The sequence below is a fragment of the Streptomyces sp. NPDC007863 genome (genome assembly GCF_040633895.1).
Classification (GTDB): domain Bacteria; phylum Actinomycetota; class Actinomycetes; order Streptomycetales; family Streptomycetaceae; genus Streptomyces.
Genome location: NZ_JBEYEI010000036.1, coordinates 12,708 through 34,592, shown reverse-complemented (window position 1 = coordinate 34,592; position 21,885 = coordinate 12,708). Strand labels below are relative to the sequence as shown.

Below are 21,885 nucleotides of genomic sequence, written 5' to 3'. Positions count from 1 at the left end.
TTTGACAGACCCCTGCGCGGACGCGGGTCGTAGAGGGAAGACGCAATCGACGGTCGCGCAGCAGCGCCTCGGCCTGTTCCAGGACCGGCTTCACGCCGCATGCACTGCCCGGGAAGCCCCAGAAAGAGACGCGGCCTTCGACACCGCCAGAGCCGGTACGGACGGTGGTGTCGGTACCGGCGGTTTCTGAGAGGTCGCACTTGCGCTGCAGAACTCCGGTCACCGCGCGGAGACCGTCAAATCGCCACACCGCAGCCCGCCGATCCTGGTGAACTTCGGTAGCCCCAATTGCGTCACCGTTTAGGTGTTCATACAGGTCAGAGCCACGGATTGGGGTGTCGCGCCTCGGAGTAGGGCGCCCTGAACCATGCCATCATCGTCACAGATAGCTCTGTCGTGGTCACTTAATGATGTGAGATGGAGAGCCGGATGACGCTGTCGTGTGACGATTTGCAGTATCACCGCCGCGTGCTGATCAGCGCGGCTGTTCGTGCCGGGTATGCGCACACCTGTCGTTACGAGGAGCCGGCCGCCCGACGGGAGATCGCCCGGATGACCGGGGTCGTCATGTCGGTATGTGGCCCAGGCCGGGGCCCGAACACGCCGGCAGCGCTCATCGAAGCCCTTCATCATCCCCTCGAACAGATCGCGCCCGGCCTGTTCGCCGACAGCCAGACAGGCTCGCTGACGGTACTCGACGGCGGCGATCTCAGCGACGACGTGTACGCCGAGGGATGTGAGGACATCGTCGAGCTGCTCAGCGGGGGCGTCGACCCCGCGCGCCGCTGGCTGCCCACCTGGGCGTGGATGCACGGCGAGATGGTGGAACGTGAGGCGTTCCAGCTGATCAACGAGGGTGCCACCGAGGACGAGTACACCGCGCACCGGTACTTCGTGGTCAAGCAGCCCGCGGGCGGGGAGCGGCAGCTGGCGGAGCTGTTCAGTTCGGCGGTCGGCATGCGCAAGTCCGTGCGCTACGTCCCGATCCCGGCTGACCAGGTGTTCCGGGGAAAGTGGTGGTGGCCGTGCCCGGTGTGCAAGTGGCCGATGCACGTCGACGGCGACGAGGTGCGCTGCCGCTTCCCGCTGCACAACGCGACGTACTTCGTGCGTGCCGATTCCGCGAAGGGGCGCCCGCTGCTGCAGCGGCGGGACGGCGGCGTGCCGCGGCAGCCGGCGGCCCGGCCTTGTTACCGGGAGGGGCCGAACCGCAGCATGTGCGTGGAGACCGCGGTGTGGCGGCACATCGTCATCTCCGGAGTCTCCGAGATCTACCTCTTCGAGCGGATGGAGGCACTCCAGGCGCGGGGCGTCGAGGTCGAGCTGTGGCCGGGCAAGGACCGCTACGACCTGCTGATCAGGGTTCCCGCGACCGGCTGGGAGCTGCGGATCGACGTGAAGGACTACGCGAGCGCGGTGTCGCTGGCCGATCGGCTGCGCAGGAAACCACCGGCGGCGCGAACCATCGTCATCCCCGACTACCGGGGCGAGGCGCAGCGCGACGAGCTGGCCGAACTGCTGCCCAACCTGAAGGTGTTGCTGGTGAGCGAGGTCATCAAGGCGGTCAAGGTTGAACTGCGCAAGGCGGGCCGACGATGACCACGCCGGTAGTGGAGAAGGACAGTGAGCTGGACCGGCGGATTCTCCCGAAGGTCATCGCCTGTGCATGCGCCCTCGCGCAGGCACACTTTCCGCTGCAGGCCAAAGACGGCAGCGCCGGCACCGACCTCAAGCGGGTGTCCTACCTGCTCACAGGCCAGTACGACGCATGGAGCGGATACCCGCAGCTGTCCGACGAAGAACAACGGCGCATCAGCCGGATGCTGCGCCAGCGCCCCAACCGGCTGAGCAACGAGGAGTCGCTGCGTACAGACGCGGAACGCTTCTTGGCCACGGGGGCGCTGTGCGAGTACGTCCTGCAGGACGACGAGGTGCTCGCCGCCCGCCATGGCATGCTGCCGCAGGAGCTGGCCGACGTCCTGCTGGAGGAGATCGACCGGCTGCGTGCAGAGAACTCCGCCCCCCTGCCCCATGCCGAACCCGGCGACTACGTGACCACCCTGCGAGTGCCGGTCGCCGGCCATGACTCCACATGGGCCATCCAGGCCCACTACACGCTGCAGGAACATCATGCGGCACCGGAATCCGAGCCGATCAGGGTGCACACCGCACCGGCCGGGCAGATCACCCTCAAGGTCAAGGAGTTCCTCACCCTCAACCGGGAGCTCGACCAGCAGGCCGCTGAGACCTTCCGTACCAAATCCCTCGAACCGCTCTTTGCCCAGCTGCGGACTGGCGACGATGTCAAGGTCGGCGACCTGCTACAGGTCGAGGCGGGGAATCTGCAAGTGCTCCAGGCCCCGACCGGGTTCGGCAAGAGCGTCCTCATGCGGAGCCTGGGCTCCTGGGCACAAACCGAGGGTGCCACGCTGGGCCTGGCCGTGCCCACCACCATCGCCGCACTGAAGATGGCCTACGGCATCGAAAAGGACCTCCGCTCACGCGGAGTCGAACATCCCGAGCGGCTGGTCGTGCCCCTGATGTCCCCGAACAGCACGATGGCCGCCCTCGACCAGGCGGCCGCAGAATCCAAGGTCAGGCCGTTCGTCAAATGGGCCGAAGACCGGCTCGGCTACGGCTGCGCCCTGCCGTCACTGGCGACCGTCGACGACGAGGTCGACGCGTGGGTACCCGGCCACGAAGCCTGCATGTCCTTGGTCCCGTATCGGCCGGCAGGGGTCCCGGAATCCGGACGGGGCCCGAAGACGCGGCGGCAGGGAATCTGCGCCTGCCCGTACCGGCAGGTTTGCGGAAAGTTTCGGCTCGCCCGGCAAGCATGCACCGCGCAGATCATCGTCACCACACACGCGAACCTCTACCAGGGCCATCTGCACATTCCCGTCCAGGTCGACTCCGGGGCCGTCATCGAGCGGATGACAGTGGAGGAACTGATGCTGCGGCGATGCCAGTTCATCGCCGTGGACGAAGTCGACGCCTTCCAGTCCTTCGTCCTGGGCCGGGCCGGTAGGGGACTCACCCTGGCCTGGGGCAACCGCCAGGACCAGCGCCCGCTGCTGCGGCTCGACGGCGAGTTCATCCAGGCCTTCGGCCGAGTACGCCCAGCCCTCGACGAATCCATGCGCAACACCCTGATGCGCACCCGCTGGCTCGCCGAGACCTACACCAGCCACCTCGCTCACGGCACCCTCGGCCCCAGCGACCGCAAGGACACCAAGAAGAGGAGCCGCCCCGCAAAGAAGTCGGGGCGTCCGGTGCAGGAGCGGCGGTGGATCATTCCGCAGCGTTGGGACGGCTGGACCAGCACCCAGCTGCGGGCCCTGTTCGCCAACGACGAGAACCAGGTCACCGAGCTGGAACGCGAATTCTCCCCAGACGTGGCCGAACGTTACCTTTTCGCCGCCCTGTACGAGCGCAAGATCAAGATGACGGCGCTACCAGAACACCTGCACCCGTTCGCCGAGCTCCTGCGCAATGTCATCGACCCCGACGGAGATGCCGGATCCCTGTCCCACGTGCGCAAACAGCTGGAGAAACTACTGGCCCGGTGGGTTCCCAACCAGCAGGTGCGCTCCGACGTGCTGGACCGGATCCTGCGCCGGGCCTTCCTGGAGCCGCTGCGACTGCTGCTGTACCGATTCGTCCACAACGCCCAGCAGCTCAAGCTGGCCGGGGTCGAGGCGGCACGCGACATCGCCGACGTTCTGGGACCCTTCAGCGCGTGGCGGGCCATCCCGCACGGCCCGCAGGGCCGGCTGATGTTCGCCTTCACAGAGGACGTTCGGACAGGAATGCCGGAGGACACACGCCTGAGCGTGGCGGCCTTCGGCGGCGACCCCCACACCTACGTCACCACCCTCGGACAGATCACGGCGCTCGCCCACAGCGGCCACAAGCGCGCTGTACTGGGCCTGTCGGCCACCGCCTACGCGCCCGGGGCGCATCGGCACCACGTGCACACCGTTCCCACCTGGTGGGTGCCCGACGACGTCGATCACGGGGTGAGCATCGAAGCCGAACTCTTCCCCGGACTCGGCGAAGAGATGCTGCGCATCTCCGGCCTCGCAGGCAAGGACCGCGTCGAGGCCACCCGGCTTCTCGGCCGCCGCATGTGGCCCCGGCTGCGTGGCGAGCTCCACGATCTCGGCCGGCAGAGCAAACACCGGGTGCAGGACTCCATCCTGCTCGTCACTACCTCCTACGACAGCTGCCAGCACCTGCGCGACGGCCTGCTGGCCGCAGGCGCCGAACCGGGACTCGTCGCGGTCACCGTCCGGCCCCGCCCGGAAGACGAACCGGTATCCCGCCACGACGAGACGGGCGAACCGCTGTGGCACGAGATCCCCGGCGATCAGCTCGAATCGTTCACCCGGCTGCCCAAGGCCCGGATCCTGATCGCGCCGCTGGGCCGGGCCGAGCGCGGACTGAACATCCTGGCACCCCAGTCCAACAAGTCCGCGATCGGATCCATCTGGCTCGCCATCCGACCCGTCCCGCTGGTCGACGAGCCCGACGAACTCCTCGCCCACGTCGGCGCCCGAGCTCTGGACGAGAAGCAGACCAGCCCCGAGCCGTGGACGGAGCTCGAGCGACGCCGCGAAGTGGCCGGCCACTACTTCGAAAAGCTGGTCACCAGCGAACGCTACTTCCGCTCCCTACCCGCCCGGGCCAAACGAGCCATCGCCGCCGAACTCATCATCAGCCTCATCCAGCTCGTCGGACGCGCCAGGCGCGGAGGCACACCCGGGCGCATCAAACTCGTCGATGCCGCCTTCCTCGACACCCGTGGCAACTCCGACCTGCCCCACCTCATCCGCGACCTGCGCGAGCAGTGGACCAAGAACCACGAGCTGCCCCGGATGCGCCGCTACTACGGCACCACCCTGAACGCCTTCTTCCGATTCGCCGACCGTCACGTGGGGGAGACCACCCGATGATCAGCACCCTGGCCTTCCTCTTCCCCTACTCCGCACTCGGCAAGATCACGCTCTACCCCCTGAACAACGAGTTCGGCCAGGCATGGAGCAGCCTGCCCACCTACGGGGACGCCAAGAACGGCAAGCCGCGCCGCCCTCCGTACGCCGGACTGGCCTCCGCGCTCAGCGCCGTCTCCGGCCAGCCCGTCGTCCTCATGCCACACACCTACGAGCCCGCGGACGACGACTTTGCGCAACCCGCCGTCGCCGTCACCACCAAGCCGTTCGACGCCTGGACCCTGTCCACCGCGGTACGCGAATGGGAACGGCGCGTACGCAAGGGCGACGACGCCAACACACTCGCCCCCCTGCTCGCAGCCGCCGAAGTCGAACACCCCCAACTCGCCTCCTTCGTCCGCGGCGCAGAAGATGGAACCCCACACGCCCCAGGCTGGTTCTACCGCGTCGCGGCCTGGAACTTCGCACAGCGCCTGGCCCGCACCCCCCTGCTCATCCCCAACGGCCCCCGCATGCGCCGCATCCACTGGCGCATGGACACCCAAGGCAGCCTCATCAGCTGGGACAACGTCACCCAACGAACCACCCTGAAGCCCAAGCGCACCGGATACGCCCTACACAAGCTGGACTTCCGGGTCATCACCCAGCCCGGCGAACCACTTTTCGCACTTCACGTGCTGCCCACGTTCAGCAGACTCGCCACCCACTGGGCCAGCACCCGTACCGCCTTCATCGAGCACGGCGGACACAAGAACACACTGCTGCGCCTGCCGGTCGGCCACACCAAGAACAGCGACGGCCAGTGGGTCCCCTACGCCCGCAACTACGCCGCCGAAGTCCTCGAAGCCTGCGACATGGACTTCGCCACCTGGCCCACCAACGACGACCTCGCCCAACTGCGCGGCCAGATGCGCGCCCTCGTACCCGCCCCCATTCCCCACGTCCTCGGCAAAGGCGTCGGCACACGCTTCAACAAGATCCTCGCCGACCACATCACCGACACCTTTAAACGCCCCACAATCATCCAAGTAGGCTTCGAGGCCACCGACGTCGAACTCACCCGCCCCACCAAAGGCGCCGTCACCCGAGCAGACCTCGACCACGCCCTAGCCGCCACAGGCAGCGAAACCGTCCGCATCATCGCCCTCTACAACGACGGCACCACCCGCAAGAGAATGAGCGAGGCCCTCGCCGCATACACGACCACCCCCGACCAGCCACTCGACTGCGGCGACCACCAAGACCACCGCCTCAGCCGGCGCCTCGTCGTCCGCTTCCATCGCTTGCCGGCCCTCGACCACGCCGAGCAGGTCGACTGGGACAGCGAACTCGAATTCCTCGACCAATTCCACGACGACGCCGTCAACGGCGCCTGGGTCGAGACCATCTGGAACCCCAAACCCACCAAACGCGAACGCGAAGCCGGCCAACACCGCCACGACCACAAAAGAGACCTGCGCCGCGCCCTATACGAACGCGACATCGTCTCCCAGTTCCTGGCCCGCCAGAGCGCACCCGAACCCGACGACGCGACCGAAGCAGACGCCGACGCCGCGGTACCCAAGGACTACAAGGCGATCAACGCCCTACGCGACCTGCTTTTCCGCTTCGGCTGCGTGGACGACCGCCTGCGCCACGTCACCGAACTGACGGACGAGCCCATCCTGGTCGGCATCCACCTGCGCCAGCAACGCGTCAGCAACCGCCGCCCCGGCGCCGCCGACCGCACGCAGATGGTCGAAGTCCTCACCGCACTCCACACCAGCAACGACCCAGACCGACCCTGGCACCTGCACTCCTACGACCACCACACCCACGACTGGCGGCCCCAGGCAGCAGCCGAAGCGGCCTTCGGCCGACGTGCCATCGGCCGCGAAGGACACGCCCGGCACGAAGAAGGCGCCCTGCTCGCCCGCCAGCACATCGAATCCGCCCTGAAGATCCTCCCCTCCGACCGCCCCCTGATCATCTTCGTGGACACGGAAGCCTGCCGGACCATCTGGCCGGGCCTGCAGAACGTCCGCTTCGGCAAGGGACCGCTCCCGGGCGATGACCTACGCAGCGAGACCCGATCCGTCGCCGTGGTCGCCATCAACACCTCCTACGGCGAAGTACCCACCCCCGTGGAGAACACCACCAGCCCCCGCAAGAACCCCAAGCGCCCCCCCAAGCCCCAGGAGCGCCTCTACCGTCGTACCACCAGCACCGATCACACCAGTTGGTACATCGCCCAAGCCTCCCGCACCTACGACGGCTTCGGCGGCGCAGGCAGCATCGGCGGCCTCCACACCCGCTTCACCCTCCCCAAAGAAGACTGGTCCCTGCAACGCAAGGACTGGCACAGCTTCACCGCCACCCAGATCACCGTCCCTCACGCCGCACAACACGACCCGGAACAACTTGCCGCACTCGCAGCACAGTTGTGCCACCAGTCCCTGTCCTGGGACGCACGCACCCGCCACCCCGTCCCCCTTCACGTCGCCGGAGCCATGGACCGCGCTCATCCCGAATACCGTGGCCCCAGCATGGAGACCGCCCAGATGCCTGAGACCGACGAGGTGCAGGGCGGCGAATAGCAGGGCACGAGGTCGACGGTTCCGCCACCGCGACCTGGGCTGCGTCACCGGATCAGCCAACCCGAACTTTCTGGATCGCCGAACCGTTTCCGGAGCATGCCGTGGGCGAGGCGGGCGACTGCCGGGTCCGCTTCGGCGAGCACCCCCTCGTGGCGGGCGGCACACCCTCGGGGGATACGGACCTGCTCGCGCGGATCCCACTCCGCGCCGGCGACCGGCTCAGTCTGGTGGCGAAGGTTCCCTTGCGACCATGACCCACACGCCGTGGAGACGACTCGGCTGCTTCAAGCAGGCTCTGCTCGCACTGGCCCACCTCCGCAAGAACGAGACGTTCGCCCAGCTCGCGGCCGGGTTCGGTGTCTCGACCGCGACGGCCTGGTGCTACGTCGACGAGACACTCGACGTCCTTGCGGCCTGGGCACCGGGCCTGCACGATACCCTCACCGGCCTCGACGAAGGCGACTTCGTCATCGTCGACGGCACCCTGATCCCTACCGACCGCATTGCCGCCGACGAGCCGTACTCCTCGATGAAACATCGCAAGCATGGGATGAACGTGCAGGTCATCGCCCGTTCCGACGGCACACCGCTGTGGTTCTCCCGTGCGACACCGGGCCGCACCCACGATCTGACCGCGGCCCGATCCCACGGCATCGTCCAGGCCTGCCTGAGCCAGCAGATCCTCGTTCTCGCCGACCGCGCCTACCAGGGCGCCGGCGCCACCTTGCGCACCCCGTACCACCACCACCGCGAACAGCCCGAGCACTACCAGCAGTTCAACCGCGACCACGCCCGTCTGAGAGCTCCCGGGGAACGGGCCTTCGCACAGCTGAAGTCCTGGCGGATCATCCGCCGGGCCCGATGCTCCACCCGCTGCATCGGCACCATCGTCCAAGCCGTCCACCCCTGCTGACCTACAGCTACTCAGGATGAAAACGGCTCACTGCTGGGAGGAGCGGAATAGGGTTCGATGTCATACCGGCATGGCACGCGGGGTGCTGCAGCTGCAGGAGGGTTGTGTGGACGAGGCGGAGATGCTAAAGGTCGCCTTCGTGAGGTCGGTGGCGCGGCTCCTGCCGGATGCGGTACCTGACGATCGTGGCCTCGCGGTTGCCCGTATATCGGGTTTCGAGGTGCGCATCGTGCTGGAGAACCGTCCGGTGGTCGAAGTCGAGGCCACGGTCGATGCCAACGAGGAGGCTCGCAGACGGTTCGCGTACGCACGGGCCCGACAACTCCCCAGCGTGCCGAACCTCCAAGCTTGGGCCGGCAAAAGTGTGTTCCGGTCCAACTATCCGGGGCACTTCACCTGGACGCGCGGGAACGGTAAGACTCAGATCGAAGCGCGGGCATGGACGGTGCGGCGGGTAGGAATGTTGACCAGCTTGATCCGCCGGGCGCTACTCACCAAAGGAAGCACCCGGATCGTCATCCCGCAAGGCTGGCCGCCCAGAACAGTCTCTCCGCCCCCTGCCCTCACACCGGCCGGATCCAAGGTCAGCTCTGCGGCAGCCAGAAATTTGCCCGCCCCGGAGAAGTTGATCAACCGAGAGTCGGCTTCGGTTCCTGCTCCAGAAGTCTCCTCCAACGACGGTGTGCGGCCGGTTCCCGGCCTGTTGTGCCCGGTGTGTGACAAGGGTGGCTTGCCAGCCGGTCGATCGCGGCACCTACGGTGTGAGAGGGCATCTCGGGCACTCCTGGAACCCGTTGCGATCACCCCCGGGGTGCGGCGTGAAGAATACCGACGGCTCGTCGCCACCGTTGAACAGCGGGAAGAGTCGACACGTGGCCGTCGAGATGCCGGTAGCACCCGGCCCGTGCGGATCGCGGCAGCCCGTGAGGCAGTCGTCCTGCGATGCGCAGGGCGGTGCGAAAATCCGTCCTGTCCAGGCCAACCTGACGATGTGACGGATGCTGGGGCGGCGATCCTACAGGTGGACCACGTTAACGACCTTGCGATGGGTGGCCGCGACCACCCATCGCAGATGGTGGCGCTGTGTCCGAACTGCCACGCAATCAAGACGCTCGGGCGTACGCGTGAGGCACTGCGCTCGATACTGACCCAAGTCGCTGCCACAGCCCACCGTGACTGGACGAGCACAGCGTCGCCCATGCCGGATTGCGAACCGGAGTAGTCCTGTACCTCGGCGGGCTTCACCGGCGGGTGGCCCGTGTCGCCCGGCGTGGTGACCCCTTTCGACGCCCTCACCTACACCTTGATGCCTCCTGAGGGGGCCTCACCCCCTACCCCCAGGAGGGCACGAACACCGAAGCGGCGGCCCTGGAAGAGGCCGGAATCCAGGTCGTCGCCCGGGTCTGCCTCGGCTTGGCTGACGGCTGCCCCGAGGCGGCACCGGGGAAGATCCGCACGATGCTGCACGTGCTTCCTCCCGGCCTGGTCCAGGCGGCCGATGTGGTCGCGCTGTCCTGCGCCGGTTGGCACACGCTGAACCTCCTGCCCGAACTGGAATGAGACCTCGGCCGCCCCATGCTGTCGTCCAATGTGGCCATGGCCCTGTACGCAGCCCGCCTCGTGATCGGAACAACCCGTGAAATCTACGTACAACGGGCGAATCTTCCGCCTCGTGAACCGGGTGGCCTCGCTCGAACTTGGCGATCACGTGACCCGCTCCGGCGGCGGGACCGCCTGCTCCCGCCGCGGCTCCGCCCGTCACTGTTCGCGCTACGGGAGCTCAGCGTAGGCCGCCTGCATCTCGTCGGTGATACGCCACAGGGCAACCCGCGCGCTGGGCAGGAGAGCGTTCACGTCCTTGCTCCAGCTGGCCAGGACCTCACCGTCCTGCTGGATCTCTGCTGCCAGGGTCGTCACTGTTCCCATGAGGAACCCGCCCAGCACGAGCCGACGTCCTGCCGCATCCGGCACCGTGCTCGACAGCACCATGCCGTCCACCCCCATGTCGTACTCGGGATCATCGGGATCGTCCGGGTAGCCGTGCGAGTCGATCAGCCGCACGTTCTCCAGATGCCGTTCGCCCAGGACGGGGGCGAGCCATCGGTCGCTCTCGCCATGCTGCGTGGTGGCCAGGCGCCGTAGCTGTGCCGGCAGGAGCCGCCGCAACTCCGCCTCATGGCGCCGTACGTCGGCGGTGGCGGCCTCCAGCGCCCGAAAGCCCCGCCGCACGGCGGGGTGGACGGGTGCGACCGGCTCCGGATGCAGCTCCAGCCAGGCGGCGAGCTCGTCGCGGAAGGCCGGCATGGTCAGCCTGTCGTCCTGCTCGTAGGCGGTCGCCGCTTCCAGCACCGGGGCCAGATCCGTTGCCGCTTCTCCGCCCTGCGCCCACAACGAGTACTCCTGGCCCTGCATGTATTGGGTGCCATCGGGCGGGAACTTCAAGCCCTTGGCCAGAACGAAGAGCGTCTTGGCCAGCGACCACACATCCGCCGGGTACGCAGGCGTACCCGGGTCGGGAAACCGCATCTCCGGAGCGAGGAAGTACAGCGGCCCCATCTTATTGGTGGCGCTGGTCAGCTGCGGCCGCTGCGGCCATGCGGCAATGCCGAAGTCCGCGACCGCCGGTCGGCCCTGGTAGTACAGGAGGTTGTCCGGCTTGATGTCCCGGTGCGCGATGCCCCGCGCCGCCAGCTCGGCGAGAGTGCCGGCCACGTGCCAGATCGCCTCCACCACCTCACGCAGTTCGGCCGGATGGCCGCCAGGGCTGAGAACCTCACTCAGCTTTCTGGCCTCCGGCATGACGAACCACTGCGGCGGATCCTGCGGATCGGCATCGAGGACCGGCACGATCCCCAAGACCTGGTCCTGAGTCAGCTGCTGCATGTGCCGCACCTCCTTCTGGAAGCGCTCTTGCGTAGTTTTATTGACCGTGCCGCCCCTGCCCGGCCGCGGTGACTTCAGAACGCCTTGTGTTCCGTCCTCGTGTCGCACGAAGTGGACGTGTCCGAAGAACTTCACAGCACGGATATCACGCCAGGATCCCCACGAACGGGAGGCAGTTGCAGACATGCCAGGCAATGTAGAACACCACAAGCATCGTCTGTGCCCTCATCCCCCGGTTACTGCCCACACCATTCACAGCAGGCCCGCTTCCTCGGCCTGGTACCGAAGCGGGAGAGCGCGGAGCAGGTCTGGCGTGCCCCAGCCGACAGAGCCAGGCGCATAGACCGGAACGGGTCCGATGATGCCGTTATGCCTGGCAGTCGTGAGCTCGTGGAGACCAATGTTCGCGTCCCGCCCTGCGCGGTGCAGGCGCTGACCGCCGTCATGGGACGCACCGGTGCCTCCCGGGATGCGACGGTTCGCCGCCTGTTGACCGAGCACGTTGAGCGCCAGGAGCCGATGCAACCCGAGGACAGGCTGACGCACATCTCCACCGTCCTGCGCTATCCGCGCTCGCCCCGCGGACCCAAGCAACCACGCGACGGCACACCGCTGAGGCTGCGGCTGCCCGCTGGCCTGGCCGACAGGGCCCGCGCCGTCTCCCTCCATCTGCCCGGGCAGTATCCCCGCGCCCATCGCGACTACCAGAGCCGGGCCCTGACCGACGCGGTGATGACCGCCATCGCCTGCGCCGAACTGTTCACAGACGACGTCCTGGAGGGTCTGCTCCCCCTTCTGCGTCACCGCGCGGCGCACAACCTGTGGCGACTGGCCTCCGTCGCCCTGTGCACCCGTCCGGAGTTCCACCTCCTGCGCGCTGCCGAGACGCTGCGCGACAGCATGGAAAGAGGGGCTGTACAGAGCCTGAACCTCCAGCAGCAGCGGCTACTGGACACCGTCGCGGCCTTGGAGGAACACGTCGCCTGGCACTCCCCAGCCCGTTTCATCGTGGCGGCCAACATCGCACGCGAGCATCTCACCGGCCCCCGAGCCGAACAGAACGAACAGATGCTCTACGAGGAGGGCAAGGACTTCGACGACCTGTACCGCGACACCCTGCACGCCCGGGAGGAGACACGCCAGAAACTCCTGCGGGGCACGTGGGACTACGACTGGTCCGGACGCGGAGGGGCCGCGGTGTGGCGGGCCGAACGCCAGGTGACCCTGCAGCACGTCGAGGACTGGCTGGTCGACCGCACCGGTACAGCGCCCGCACAAATGCTTGCGGCCCCGCCCGGATGGCTGCTGCTGCGCCCCGCCACCTGGACAGCCGCCGCCCCTGCCCTCACCTGGGACGGACAGCTCCCGCCCCCGTTTCCCCAGTGGCTCCGCGAAGGCCGCGTCCTCGCCTTCCCCTATCGCAACCGCCAGGCCCTGTGGCCCCTCCAGCGCATCCAGCGCGCCCCGGGCTGGGAGCCCGTCCCCGGCATCGAGGCGCTGCTCGCCCCCGCCCGGGCCCTGCCTGCGGGGAAGGTGCTCGGCTACATCGAGGCCCTGCTCATCGAATGGAACCACCCGTTCGCCCCGGAGGAGGAACCCGCCTTCGACAGCGCCCTGCAGATCCCCGCCGGCCTCGCCCACGACGTCGGCCTGATCACCGCCGAGGAACACCAGGCCGCAATGGCTGAGGCGCGCGAAAGGACTCTGCGCGGCATGGACACGGTCATTGCCCGCTTCGAGGACGACGGCGTCGACACCGACACCCTTCAGTACCTACGGGCAGCCCGGGGACGCTTCAGCGAGTTCAAACGCCAGGCCAAGCGGATCGACGCAAGCATCGGATCCCGGCTCCAGGTCACCAGGGCACTGTGGCGGTGGCCGGGGCGCTCAGCCGCAGCCGAGTTCTGCGCCGGTTCCTCCGCCGACCTCGTCCAGTGGCTGGCCACCGCCGCCCACCAAGGGAGCGCACTGATCCTGGAGCTGGCGATGCAGGAGGCGTGGCATGACGCCTTCGACCGTTACGGCCGCCGGGACGGGGCCCCCGGTGCCTGGGGCCGCGGCCGGGTGTGACACCCACCGATACAACATGTGCTCTTCGCTGCGCTCAACTGGATGCAGGCCGGGCAAGAACGCCCAGGCCCATGTCACCCAGCGAACCGCACGCGTACACCCTTATCAGGGGGAAGACCCGCATGACCCACCCGAACCGACCACTGATCTACTTCGTCGCCACCGGCCTCGGCTTCCTTGTCCTGGCCCTGATCGACGCCCCGTGGTGGCTGACCGCCTTTGCCTTCATCTGCTTCACCCTTGGTCTCACCGTCACCTTCGTTCAGTCCGTCTTTCCCCAGCAATCCGAGCACCGGCTGGCCTGGTGGCGGGCCCGCTGGAACCACCAGAGGCGCCGCAGGTGACGTGAGCCGGACCCGGGCGTCGGTGCGGGATGGCCGCGCTCCCAGCTGCAGAGGCCCCGCCCCATGATCGCGTAGCTGCAGATGGCACACACCGCAAGATTCTTTCTGCGTCGAGAGGGAACCGTGGCCTTTCCCTGGCCCGCCGCACTGAAAGCCGTCTCCGACCTGCTGTGACGGAAGGTGGATGCAGAGACGACTCAGAGCGGGGCTTACGGATGCGAGACAAGTTATTGGGCCGCAATCACATCCAGGCTCCGCTTCCTCGCCGCTGCTGCTCCGGTGGTCGCCAGTACCCCGGGATGGAGACCGGAGGCACGGACTGGCCTAGCCTTGGCCCAGGTGCGCTCGCCGACCAGGCACGGCGCCGGGGGAGGGCAAGGGAGCGTGTTTGACAGGTGGCTCAGGCCGCAGGACGTGGAGCAGCCGGACGGGCTGCTGGAGTACCAGCTGCTCGCCAACGGTGGGCTGATCGAGGACGACGAGCTCGTCGAACGGCTGGGTCACGAGGTGATGCGCAACTACCTGGTCCCCGGCGAGCTCGCCAACGTCTTCGACGACCTGGGCGCCCCGGAGGTCGCGGGCTACCTGCGGAAGAACAAGTTTCCCGTGGACCGCAAGATCCGCCACGGGGACTTCGGGGAGATCATCACCGGCGCCCTCTACCGCAGGGTGCGCCGGTGGTGCGTCCCGGTCCTGAAACTGCGCTACAAGCAGACCCCGGCCCAGGCCGTGCAGGGCACGGACGTGCTGGCGTTTCGCTTCCGCCAAGACCCTCCCGCCATCGCCGTGCCGGAGGTGAAGACCCGCGCCTACCGGGACAACCGGGTGGGCAGCGAGGCGTACGACAGCCTGGAGAAGGTCCTGGACAGACTGGACGAGAGCATCCACTTCCTCATGGCCCGCTGCGCTGACCGCGGGCAGGCGTTCCTCGCCCTCCGACTCGGCGCCCTGCTGCGCGATCCAGAACGGCGCCAGGTGGAACGGCACATGCTCTTCGTCCACGACGCGGGGTCGTGGAAAGAGGACATCGTGGCCGGACTCAGCATGAAGGTGACCGAGCGCACCGAGCTGACCGTCGTCAAGATCGACGATCTCAAGGAGTTCGTCGGCCGAGTCTACGAAGCGGCAGAGACGGCCCCCAGCACCACCAGCAGCGGCACGGACGACGGAACGGCGGCGGGAACAGCGTGAGGGACGACGACGGGACCGTACGGCGTCTCGGTGAAGAGGCACTGGCCACAGGAGAGGCGTCCGCATCCCTGCGAGGACAACTGCGCTCCCACGTCCTGGCCGAGCAGATCAGCACCGAGGGGACGGCCCACTACACCTACGACCCCGCTGCGCTGCGCCGCGGCCTCTCCCTCGCCCGGCTCGGGCAACTGGCCCGCACCCCGCGCGAGCGCCGCACGGAGCCGGGGCCCCTGCCGGACATCGCCCAGGCCTACGCCGACCTCGCAGCCCGGGCCGGCACGCCGGAGGCACGGACCGAGCTGCTGGCGATCTCGGCGACGATGTGGAGCCTGGCCGGCTACCAAGCCAACGCCACTGCCATCGCCCGCACCTTCCAACAGGAAGTCGGCAACCTGTTCTCCCACGGGGACATGCCCGACACCGACGCTCTGACAGCCGCCGCCCCCTACCGGATCGCCGAGGCCGCCGGCGCGGTCCTGCGCCGCGACATCGACACCACTGCCCGGCTCGGCGCCGCCGCAGCGAGCGAACTCCCACGCCTCGGCCGCGCACTCACCGCCGCCCTCGCCGCAGGCCGGGCTGAGCAGGCGGACCTTGCCGTGCTGGCCGCCTACGGCCTCGTCGGCCGCTCGGCCCGCTCCCTGGCCACCCTGTGGCGCACCGGTGACCGCACGGCCGGACGCGCCGCGATCAGCGACCTGAAGCAGGCCGCGGCCATCCTCCTCCAGGCCTCCGTCGTGGACACCTGGACCCTGGTCGACTCCCTCGCCCACGCCGTCGAGGACATCGTCGCGACCTCCCCGTGGCTCCTGCTGCGCCGCGCATCCAGCTGGTCAAGGACCTGGGAGCGCTACCTCAAGGCCCTGATCGTCTCCGACCGCCCCATCACCCAGGTCTGGCCCTCCCAGCGCACCGCCCTGGACGCCGGACTCCTCGACGCCCGGGCCCACAACTTCACGGTCACCATGCCCACCTCCGCAGGCAAGACCCACATCGCCGAGTGGGCCATCCTCCACGCCCTCGCCGACACCGGCGAGACCGACGACAGCCCCTTCGGCCTGGTCCTGCGCTTCCTCGATCCGCCGCTGGCCGTCTACGTGGTGCCCACCCGCGCGCTCGCCGCCCAGGTCGAGCGGCACCTCGCCGCCAGCCTCGAGCTCGTCGGCCTGCGCGTCTCCTCCCTCTTCGGCGGCGCCGAACACGTCCGCTACGAAAACCAGCTTCTGGACTACACCGACGTCCTCGTCGTCACCACCGAGAAGCTCGACCTGCTGCTGCGCAACACCCCCGAGCTCGCCAGCCGGCTGCGCCTGGTCCTCGTCGACGAAGGGCACTCCATCGACCGCTCCGCCCGCGGACTCCGCCTGGAAATGGTCCTCACCCGGATCCGCCGCACCACCCCGCAGGCGCGGATCGTCCTGCTGTCCGCGGTCCTGCCCAACGGCGAAGACATCGCCCGCTGGCTGGAGCCCACCGCCGACGGCACCAACCACGCGAAGATCGACTGGTCACCCTCCCAGCTACGCACCGGAATCTTCTGCTGGCTAGGACAGGAGAAGGACGGACAGACCGGCAGCATCCACTACGGCACCGCCCAAGGCAGAGACTTCTTCGTACCCAAGGTGCTCACCCGCCACCTCACCCGCAGCCGACTGTCCCCGCGTGCCACCAAGGACGTCGCGGCCGCACTGGCGCTGCACTTCGAACGCCTCGGCCCAGTACTCATCTCCACCACCCAACCCGCCTACGCGCAGGCCGTCGCACGCGCCCTGCAAACGGCACTGAAGAAGACAGACACCCCGGTGCTCGGCGTGCAGAGCCAGCGGGATCAACGCCTGGCGCTCTCGGAACGGATCGCCGAGCACCTCGGCGACGAGCACGAACTCACCGTCATGGTGACCCAAGGAATCGCCTACCACCACGGCACGGTCCCGCAGCCCGTCCGGCACCTGCTGGAGCGCGCCTACCACGACGGCGCACTGCGCGTGCTGTGCGCCACCAGCACCCTCTCCCAGGGCATGAACCTGCCAGTCAAGACCGTGCTGGTGCACAGCACATGGCGCAACCAGGAGCAGATCGGCGTCCGCGAGTTCTGGAACGCCGCCGGCCGAGCCGGCCGAGCCTTCCAGGAGACCGAAGGCCACGTCGTCCTCATCGCCAAGGACGCCGAAGACGCCCGAAAGCTACGGCGCCGCTACCTCGACAAGGACAACATCGAATCGGTCCTGTCCACCATCGGCGCGCTCTACCACCACCTCGCCACCACGAGACTGGGCGCCCGCCCCACCCCCGGACAGAACCTGACAGACATCGAACTCCCCGACCCAGAACTGGAAGAACTCACCGACTGGGCGCAGACGCTCGATCTCCAGCTCCTGATGATGCTCGCCGAAGAAGTCATCGACACCCCCGACCAGCAGCTGCTGGAGGACGCAGCACATGACCTGCTCACGCACACCCTGGGCGGCCACCAGATCGGCGCCCAGCACTGGTCCCTCAAGCCGCTCGCCCGGTTCACCGCCCGCCGCGTCGCCACTCTCGCCCGACAACTCCCCGACCCGGCCGCCCGCGCGGCAATCCTGCGCACAGGACTGAGCCTGCAAGGCGGCCTCGACGCGATCACCGCCGCCGAGCAACTCGCGAACACCCTCACCGAGCACCCCGGCCTCCTCGCCCCCGCAACATGGCCAGCCCTGCGCGACACAGTCCTGACCGCCGCCACCAAGATCCAAGAACTCCACCGCAGCGCCACCGCCAAAGACCGGCCGATCGGAGCGGTCGTCCCTCTCGCCGGCGACTGGATCGCCGGCTGGACGCTCCAGGAGATCCACAGCCACTACCAGCTACTCCTCAACGCCAAGGACATCACCGTCACCTCGGACTACATCGACAAGGTGATCGTCCAAGACCTGGCCTGGGCCGTCTCATCGATCCTGCAGATCCTGGAGACCCGCCACGGCGTCACACCCGAAGGCCCACTCGCCACCCTGCCCGCCATGCTCAAGTACGGCGTCGACACCGCCCCCGCCTGCTACGCCGCCAGCCTGGGCATCCACCAGCGCAGCGCAGCAATCGACCTGGCCGCACGCTGCCCCGTACCCGAACCGTCCTTCTCCGACTTCACCGGCTGGCTCGGCGACCTGACCACCGACGAGATCACCGCCATCACCACCCCCAGCATCGCGGCCCTGCTCATCCGTAGCACAGAGCGTCGCACCCCCCGCATCGTCCAGAAGACCATCCTCAGCGGCCGAGGAACGTTCACCACCCCCCTGCGCGGCGTCCGGCACACCTACAGCGACGGGTACCTCGCCGACCTGGCCGCAGGAACCGTCCTCGAACTCGTCCGCGATCACGACAACCCGTCTGATCCAAACGCCATCCGGGTTGAGCACAACGGGCTCCATCTCGGCTGGATCGCCAAGGCCGCTGCCCGGCCGCTCGCGCTGGCCCTCGACGACCGGCCCGCCCCCTTGGTCACCGCCGTCCTGCACACCGACCCCCGGTCCTTCGCCGACATCGGCCAGCTGGCCGGCTACGACCAGGTCGAGCTCACCATCACCATCAGCCCAGCGCCGGAAGGGCGCGGAGCGCGCACATCGCGGTGACCAGATCCCGCCCGGTTGGGGAAGCCGAACGCGGTGGCGGCCAGCCCAGTCCGTGACGTGGGCGCGTGCTTGGTGGTCGCCGGGGCCGCGCTGGCGCCGTACAGCGCACCGAGCCGCTCCGCCAGCCTTGCGGCGAGGCCGCGGTGGGTGCCCCCAGGAAGCGAACCCACGTTCCTTCAGAGGGAGTTGACGAGAGATTGAACTCCTATTGATCAGAAACTCATGGGGTTCTCGTCCAGGACGCAGCGGACGTGTGGGCCGCCGAAGTAACCGCGGACGATGTGTGGCTGACGCTGACGTCGCCGGAAGAAGCGAAGGGTCTCAGCGGCGAGTTCGGCCTGGTTCCGGGCCCGGTGCTGTTTGGGCAGGCTGTGCTTGAGGTCGGCGTTGACCAGCTCGTCGGGGTTCAGCTCGGGTGAGTAAGCGGGGAGGAAGTGCAGTTCGACGTCGTCGGGGTGGGCGGCGAGCCAGTCGCGGACCTTCTTGGAGCGGTGGGCGGAGTGTCCGTCGACCACGAGGTGGACCTTGTGGTCGAAGTGGCCGGCGAGCCGGTCCAGGAAGCGGCACATCACCTCGGCGGTGAAGCTCTCGGTGAAGACCATGAAGTGCATCCGGCCCCTGGTGCTGATCGCCGACATCGCGTTGACCGAGAACCGGTTCCCGCTCCGCCGCACCACAGGAGTCCTGCCCTTCTCGCCCCAGGTGCGGCCGGTGACCTGGTCGGATCGGATCCCGACCTGGTCGGCGCAAAGGATCTCGCCGCCGCCGCCGGCCTTCGCCTTCGCGCGGATCTCCGGCCAGGTCTCCTGATGCCAGCGCCGGACCGCATCCGGGTTCTGCTCGACGGCCCGCTTGTCCGGGCGCTGGAAGGACAGCCCCCACCGCTTCAGGTACTTACCCACCCCTACCTCGGTCAGCCGCACCCGGTACAGCTTCGCGATCAGATCGCCCACCAGACGCCGCGTCCACAGCCGGCCGGAAAGCCCCACGTCACAGGGCCGGTGGTCCAGGACCGCCTGCCGCACCGCAGCCTGCTCGGACTCCCCGAGCACCTGGTGCACCCCGACCGGCTTGCCGCGCGGACGCATGACCAGCGCCTCCCGCCCGCCGGCCTGCCACTTCACCCACCACCCGTCGACAGCCTTCAGCGACACCCCGAAGACCGCCGCCACGTCCTCACGGCCCCGCCCCGCCACCAACGCAGCCACCGCCCTCAGCCGCAGGGCCTCCTGCGCCGACGGCGACAGATGCCGCGCGTCCCCCACCAGATTGCTCACACCCCACCAACGACCCAGAACCCGAACCGTTTCGGATCAATAGGGTCGAGAGTTTGGTGTCGAGATCCGTCGGACCTGAATGGCGAGTGCGCCGAGGGCTTCCTTCTCGGGCCCGTAGATGGTGCGGATGTTGGCCAGCTGCTGGTCGCGGGTGGCGGTTGGGTTGACGTTGGACGGGCCTTCGCCGTCGAGGAGGGCTTCGAAGTCGGGGTACTCGGTGACTCGGAGGACTTCGACGTCGCAGGTCTCGTCGGTTTCCTTGATGCGGAAGCGGATGGTGTCGCCGGCGGCGAGGTCGGCGAGGTGCGGGTACTTGACCCGTACCTCGATGGTCTTGGTGCCCGCGGCGACGAGCTCGAGGTACTGGCGGTAGAGGTTGAGCTCGCGGAGGCGGGCGGTGCGGTCGGTCATCGGGAGGGAACGCTCCTGGGGGACGGTGCGGTGATCAGGCGGCCGATTTCTGCGGCGGAGTACGAGCGGAAGAAGTGGCGGGGGTCGGAGAGCAGGGTCTCGGTCATGGTGAGCAGCTGGTCGGCGTACTCGGTGACGGTGCCGGGCCACTGCCGGGTGTCGAGCATCCAAGGGGCGGCGTCCTCGGGCAAGGGGGCATGGCCTTCTCGTATGAGGGATTTCGACAGCTTGGCGCCGGTGTCGGTGACGACCTGGGGGCAGAAGAGGCGGGCCGGTAGTTGGGTGCGGGTGAGGCCCACGGCCTGGAGGGCCTCGTCGACGAGGTGGGAGCCGAAGACCCAGTCGCCGCCCTTGACCATGACGTGCAGGGTGCCCTGGGGGCTGGTCAGGGCGAGTTCCTTGACCAGGTTGCGGTAGAGGGTGGCCAGGTCGAGGTAGCCGCCGGCGGTGGGCGTGATGGTGGCCTCGTACGGGCCGTGGTGGAGGCAGACGGCGGAGACGTCTGCGGACTCGGGGCCGGCGAGGTGGACCCGGGTGCGTTCGGCGTGCTTCTCCGTCCAGCCGCAGCCGGGGTGAGGGCAGGGGATGCGGAGGTGCGGGGTGCCGGTGGAGGGGGCGAGCCACCAGCGGGCGGCGTCGATGCGGGGGAGGAGCCGGAGCCAGGTGCGGCGGTAGTGCTGGCCGGCCTGCTGCTGGGTGTATGTCTCGATGTGGTGCGGGATGCCCAGGCGTCGGGACAGGGCGGCGAAGAGGGGCTGGTAGAGGGCGGTGACGAGGTCGATCAGGGCCTGCTCGCCCAGGGCCTGGGCGTAGGCGCGCTGGTAGCAGTGTCCGCTGGTCGGGTCGGCCGCCAGCTCGTGTGGGGCGTTGTCGAGGGCGCTGAAGAGGACCTCGGTGGGGAGTCCGAAGCGGTCGCGCAGGCGGGCCGCCATGGCGAAGGCCAGGGACTGTACGAGCGAGGTGCCGATGTGCGGGGCGCCGTTGATCTGGGTGCCGACGACCAGCACGATCCGCTCGGGCGGGGAAGCCAGGATGCGTGGGGTCAGGACGTCCTCGGCGTGGTGGAGGGCGTTGGCGAGAACGGTGTTCGGCGAGACGGGGTGGGTGGTCACGTGGTGCCTCCCTGGGGGCCGGTGGTGTGGGGCGGCAGGGGCGCGGCCCCGTTCTTGGCACGGTCGAATGCGGCCCAGACGCACTTCGCGGGCCCGGTCTGGTCTTTCACGCCCCAGCGGTCGGCGGTCGCGGCGACGATCAGCAGGCCGCGGCCGTCGACGGCGGACTCCTCGGGAACGCGCTTCGTCGGCCTGTTCCTGCCGCTGTCGTGGACCTCGATCCGCAGCTCCTCGTCGAGGGACTCGACGCGTACGAGGACCAGCCGGCCCACGGGCACCCCGTGGAGCACGGCGTTGGTGACGAGCTCCGAGGTGCACAGCCGCATGTCGTCGAGGCGGCTCGTCTCACCCCATTCGGTCAGGGTGGCGGCGACGAAGTCGCGAGCGGTACGCGGTGTGGTCCGGCGGCGGGGGAACAGCGTGGTGCGGTGCCGACCCGTGCCCGGAAGGAGATCTGGGGCGGCGTCGGTCGCCTCGTTGGTGAGTCTGCTTGCCATGGTCAACAGCAAAGCGACTTAACTCATTTGGGTCGGGAGCCAGCGCGGGGG

The 21,885-nt window shown here is 68.4% G+C and carries 13 protein-coding genes and 1 pseudogene; 9 read left to right on the top strand and 5 right to left on the bottom strand.

From position 1 onward, the window contains the following. The first annotated feature begins 429 nt into the window (after positions 1-429). The 5 genes and pseudogenes from ABZ621_RS35720 (at position 430) to ABZ621_RS35700 (ending at position 9,663) form a co-directional block, all read left to right on the top strand. Complete coding sequence (locus ABZ621_RS35720) at positions 430-1,599, top strand: hypothetical protein (protein ID WP_360611073.1); 1,170 nt, start codon at positions 430-432, stop codon at positions 1,597-1,599. Then, positions 1,596-4,955, top strand: coding sequence for a hypothetical protein (locus tag ABZ621_RS35715; RefSeq protein ID WP_360611071.1), 3,360 nt, complete (start codon positions 1,596-1,598; stop codon positions 4,953-4,955). The genes ABZ621_RS35720 and ABZ621_RS35715 overlap by 4 nt, the downstream gene beginning before the upstream one ends. Continuing rightward, entirely contained in the window at positions 4,952-7,528 is a 2,577-nt protein-coding gene (locus ABZ621_RS35710) for an RNaseH domain-containing protein (protein ID WP_360611069.1), read from the top strand. Before ABZ621_RS35715 ends, ABZ621_RS35710 begins: the two co-directional genes overlap by 4 nt. A gap of 256 nt (positions 7,529-7,784) precedes the next feature. Then, positions 7,785-8,461, top strand: a pseudogene (locus tag ABZ621_RS35705) (transposase family protein); the annotation flags it as partial. Then, positions 8,458-9,663, top strand: a complete 1,206-nt coding sequence (locus tag ABZ621_RS35700; RefSeq protein WP_360611068.1) for an HNH endonuclease signature motif containing protein — start codon at positions 8,458-8,460, stop codon at positions 9,661-9,663. The pseudogene ABZ621_RS35705 and the gene ABZ621_RS35700, both read left to right, overlap by 4 nt. A 548-nt stretch (positions 9,664-10,211) precedes the next feature. On the opposite strand, the gene ABZ621_RS35695 is transcribed toward ABZ621_RS35700, so the two are convergent. Continuing rightward, positions 10,212-11,510 (bottom strand): protein kinase, encoded by a 1,299-nt coding sequence (locus tag ABZ621_RS35695; RefSeq protein WP_360611067.1) that lies wholly within the window; start codon positions 11,508-11,510, stop codon positions 10,212-10,214. Between the two features lie 303 nt (positions 11,511-11,813). On the opposite strand from ABZ621_RS35695, the gene ABZ621_RS35690 reads away from it, so the two are divergent. From ABZ621_RS35690 to ABZ621_RS35675, 4 genes are all read left to right on the top strand, one after another. Further along, complete coding sequence (locus ABZ621_RS35690; protein WP_360611065.1) at positions 11,814-13,394, top strand: hypothetical protein; 1,581 nt, start codon at positions 11,814-11,816, stop codon at positions 13,392-13,394. A 122-nt stretch (positions 13,395-13,516) separates the two neighbouring features. Beyond that, a complete protein-coding gene (locus tag ABZ621_RS35685) occupies positions 13,517-13,738 on the top strand; it encodes a hypothetical protein (RefSeq protein ID WP_360611063.1) in 222 nt (73 codons plus the stop codon). 384 nt (positions 13,739-14,122) lie between these two features. Next, positions 14,123-14,929, top strand: coding sequence for a Hachiman antiphage defense system protein HamA (locus ABZ621_RS35680; protein ID WP_360611061.1), 807 nt, complete (start codon positions 14,123-14,125; stop codon positions 14,927-14,929). Beyond that, positions 14,926-18,537, top strand: a complete 3,612-nt coding sequence (locus ABZ621_RS35675) for a DEAD/DEAH box helicase (protein ID WP_360611059.1) — start codon at positions 14,926-14,928, stop codon at positions 18,535-18,537. Before ABZ621_RS35680 ends, ABZ621_RS35675 begins: the two co-directional genes overlap by 4 nt. 212 nt (positions 18,538-18,749) lie before the next feature. Here ABZ621_RS35675 and ABZ621_RS35670 read toward each other — a convergent pair whose 3' ends face one another. From ABZ621_RS35670 to ABZ621_RS35655, 4 genes are all read right to left on the bottom strand, one after another. After that, positions 18,750-19,754 (bottom strand): IS630 family transposase, encoded by a 1,005-nt coding sequence (locus tag ABZ621_RS35670; protein ID WP_360611083.1) that lies wholly within the window; start codon positions 19,752-19,754, stop codon positions 18,750-18,752. 96 nt (positions 19,755-19,850) lie between these two features. Next, positions 19,851-20,225 carry an ASCH domain-containing protein gene (locus ABZ621_RS35665; protein ID WP_360611058.1) on the bottom strand — a complete coding sequence of 125 codons (375 nt, stop codon included), beginning with the start codon at positions 20,223-20,225 and terminating at the stop codon, positions 19,851-19,853. Beyond that, positions 20,222-21,337 carry a hypothetical protein gene (locus ABZ621_RS35660; protein ID WP_360611056.1) on the bottom strand — a complete coding sequence of 372 codons (1,116 nt, stop codon included), beginning with the start codon at positions 21,335-21,337 and terminating at the stop codon, positions 20,222-20,224. The genes ABZ621_RS35665 and ABZ621_RS35660 overlap by 4 nt, the downstream gene beginning before the upstream one ends. Beyond that, the gene (locus tag ABZ621_RS35655) at positions 21,334-21,834 is read right to left on the bottom strand and encodes an ATP-binding protein (RefSeq protein WP_360611055.1); all 501 of its coding nucleotides are present in this window, start codon (positions 21,832-21,834) and stop codon (positions 21,334-21,336) included. The genes ABZ621_RS35660 and ABZ621_RS35655 overlap by 4 nt, the downstream gene beginning before the upstream one ends. Between the last annotated feature and the right edge of the window lie 51 nt (positions 21,835-21,885).